Source organism: Paenibacillus sp. P4_A7 (assembly GCF_056402455.1).
This window is the reverse complement of record NZ_JBFUHJ010000522.1, coordinates 1-3,647: the sequence shown is the minus strand read 5'-3', so window position 1 is coordinate 3,647 and position 3,647 is coordinate 1. Positions and strand designations below refer to the sequence as shown.

3 protein-coding genes are annotated in these 3,647 nt (G+C 41.4%); 2 read left to right on the top strand and 1 reads right to left on the bottom strand.

Going from position 1 to position 3,647, the window contains the following annotated elements; all coding sequences use genetic code 11:
• The coding region (locus AC1DWN_RS30265; protein WP_477562569.1) for a GreA/GreB family elongation factor at positions 1 to 427 on the top strand (427 nt) is incomplete at its 5' end.
• 455 nt (positions 428 to 882) lie between these two features.
• Positions 883 to 2,829, top strand: coding sequence for an amidase family protein (locus AC1DWN_RS30260; RefSeq protein WP_477562568.1), 1,947 nt, complete (start codon positions 883 to 885; stop codon positions 2,827 to 2,829).
• Between the two features lie 104 nt (positions 2,830 to 2,933).
• Here AC1DWN_RS30260 and AC1DWN_RS30255 read toward each other — a convergent pair.
• Positions 2,934 to 3,647, bottom strand: a 714-nt coding sequence (locus AC1DWN_RS30255) for an FAD-dependent oxidoreductase (RefSeq protein ID WP_477562567.1), incomplete at its 5' end; no start/stop codon positions are given.

Genomic DNA, 3,647 nt, shown 5'->3' with positions numbered 1-3,647 from the left:
CCATAGTATTGATGCTTCTGCTCTTAGAGAGCAGCTGGTGCAGCAGATCGTCCTATTAGATGACGATAAGAGTCGGTTTCTCGATACCTATTTTACTAGACAAGAAAAAGAGCGTTCGGAAATGGACCACTTTCTTTCCACGTATACCAAATATATTGAGAAGCTGCTTAACGCAACAGATGATGAAATGCACGCTAGTGTGTTTATTGGCAGTAGCATTACAGTCAATTATTTAGAGCATCAATTTATAGATACCCTTACTATTGTACTGCCTAATGATGCTGATCCAGATGAGAATTTAATCTCCTTCCTATCGCCAGTCGGGAAACAGATGCTGATGGCAGCTAAGGGGCAGGTTCTATCCGTTATTACCCCTTCGGGGGAGATGATGGTGCGAATAGAGGAAATCCAGCATATTGCAACCTAGGCGAGCAAAATAATAGAATATCAAAAACTAGTCCTTGTCTTTATGAGGGGGCTAGTTTTTTTGTGCTTATTCTTCTTTAGAAAATGTCTATTGGTCTAATGATCTATGGGTATTTACTATGAAATGCTCAAATTAGATGTAAGCGGAGTATCCTGTTATTGGTTTTAATATGGTAGATATATGCACATTTTATGTTGGGCATCCTCAAAATATATTTTTGTGACATTAAGTGTTATGTTTGTGTTCGTTAATTGATGAATTATAGAGTTTTATCTTTAAAGAGATAGATATAGGATCTAATTCATAAACCTACATATTAATAGTTTTAAAGAGTATTATGAAGAAAAAATAGGATGTAAGCGGTTTTTAAGGGTATTTGTTCATTTGCCAATTAAATACACAGACCTTAACATGATGTTATATTACATAACATGAATGGAAGAGGAGAATGAGTCATGCTGAACTGGATATCTTGGAAGAAACAAACCGCAGTAGTAATGATCAGCGGCTTACTACTAACTGTACCTCTCACGGCAAATGCAGCACCTGCTTCCAAATCTACTTATCAGGGAGATGCTATTAAGGCGATTTCACTAAAATTGGGAGATTCAAGCATTGACGCTAATAAACCCGTCACTTCGATGGAGTTTATCAACCTTCTCCATCAATCAGTTGCACTAGCAGGTAAAAATTCTCTCACTGACATGAAAGCAGCAGCTACTATTACTCGCGAGGAAGTAGCCGTTCTTCTTGATGATTCTCTTAAACTAGCAGATGCTCCTGAACCGTTCAAGGATATTCCAGATAACACAACTCTTTCATCAACTGTAGGCTCAGTCATGAAAGCATTGCTAATGAACGGAGTGGATAGCACTAGGTTTGCTCCAAAAGGAGTTGTGACACACGGTCAAGCCTATGCTATTGCATATCGCGTATATGATTTCTTGAAACCATTCGATGTAGTTGAAACAACAATTTCGGATATTCAACATGCCATCGATCGTGGCAAGCTGACTTCTAAAGAGTTGGTTCAGCTTTACCTGGATCGTATTGAGAAATATGATGATCAAGGTATTAAACTGAATGCCATATTGACCGTTAATCCTAAGGCACTGCAAATAGCTGAAGAATTAGACAAGGAACGTATTCAAAAAGGATCAAGAGGATCATTGCACGGTATTCCGATTATCGTCAAAGACAACTACGATACGGATGATATGCCCACAACTGCCGGTTGTCTTTGCCTCAAGGACTCTATTCCTTTAGAAGATGCTGATCAGATCGCTAAACTGAAGGTGGCAGGTGCAATTATTTTAGCTAAGTCAAACCTTCATGAGTTTGCATTCGGTACGACAACGCAAAGCTCACTTGGCGGACAAACGTTGAATCCTTACGGACTAGCTCATAATCCAGGTGGATCTAGCGGTGGAACGGGAGCATCCATTGCAGCCAATTTTGCACTAGCAGGCCTCGGAACAGATACGGGCGGATCTATTCGAATTCCTTCGTCTTATAACAGCCTTGTGGGCATTCGCCCTACAATAGGCTTATCAAGTCGCGATGGTATTATTCCACTAGCGTTAACTCAAGATGTTGGCGGTCCAATGGCTCGTACGGTAACTGATGCTGCCATCTTGCTGGATGCAACCGTAGGATATGACCCGGATGATGTCTCTACCGCATACGGCGTAGGTAAAATTCCTATTAGCTATACGGACTCCCTAGATATTAACGGTCTAAAAGGGGCCCACATCGGAGTGGCTACCGAGTTGTTCGGTACAACTGCTGAAGATAAGCCTGTTAACGATCTAATCAAAAAGGCGGTGTCAGACCTAAAGACACTTGGTGCAGAAACGGTTGATATCAAAATACCGAATCTGACCGAAATTATGAAATACCCGAGTCTAAGCAGCTACGAATTTAAGTTTCAATTCAACGACTATTTAGCGGATCTTGGTCCGAATGCTCCCTATAAGACTTTAACTGACATTATTGCTTCAGGACTTTTCGACAAGTCTCAAGAAAAATCCTTGATAGCACGCGATGCTCTTACAACACTTGATACGCCGCAATATAAAGACATCGTTTTGTTAAGAACCAAAGTAACACGCGAATCTTTACTAAAAGTAATGGCAGATAACAATCTGGATGCGATCGTGTATCCATCTACCTCGCAGACAGCTTCTCTCGTTGGAGAAAATGCGAAAGCAGGAAGCAATAACAGGTTGAGCCCTTACTCAGGATTTCCTGCCATTACGGTTCCAGCAGGATTCACAGCAGAAGGCATGCCTGCAGGAATCGAATTTCTAGGTCGCTCTTTTGAAGAAGCAACACTTATCAAACTTAGTTACGCTTATGAGCAAGGTACGCACAACCGTAAATCGCCTGTATTAACCCCTTAAAAGTAAAGTGATAAAACAAAAAAATCCGCATGTGGATCCCAAAAGGTCCATCTGCGGATTTTTATTATGCGTGTTTGATTCTTAGATGCTGTCTAAGGGTATTGTCAAAAAGCTTGTAAACCAGCTTGGTTAAGAAAATTCCATGGTTTATTGTAATGAGGCTGGAAGAAGAAGTCGACATAGCTGAGCTCATCCATTGTCATACGGTTTTGGATACAAACAGAAAGTGTATTAATCGACTGGGTCAGATTGACCTTGGAAAACAGTTGCGCTCCGAGAATCCGTCTTGTTTCCGCTTCGTAAACAACCTTTAATGTTACAGGCTCATAGGTTGGCATAAACTCTGGGCGATCATTATCAAAGATTGTGACTTTTTTCACATTCATACCTACAGCAAGAGCAGCTGTTTCTGTCATCMCTGTTGATGCGATGTTAAAGTCGTAAATTTTAATGGCCGATGTACCCTGTGTGCCTAAATATTTAGTAGTTGGCGTTATCAGGTTTTTCGCAACGAGATTTCCCATACGTACTGCATTTGTAGCTAGAGGGATGTAGGCAAGTTCGCCTGTCGGATTGTAACGGACAGCACAACTGTCTCCTGCTGCGAAAATATCAGGATCGCTCGTACGCATATAATCGTCGACGATGATGGCGCCATTTGGCAGCATATCTACCTTCCCTTTAAGAAGATCTGTATTTGGACGGAAGCCGATACATAGGACGACCATATCTGTTTCATATTGTCCAGCAGTGGTCATGACTGTTGTAACCTTGCCGCTCTCGTCGCCAGTGAATGAAGTTACCGTCTGGCCCAGTGC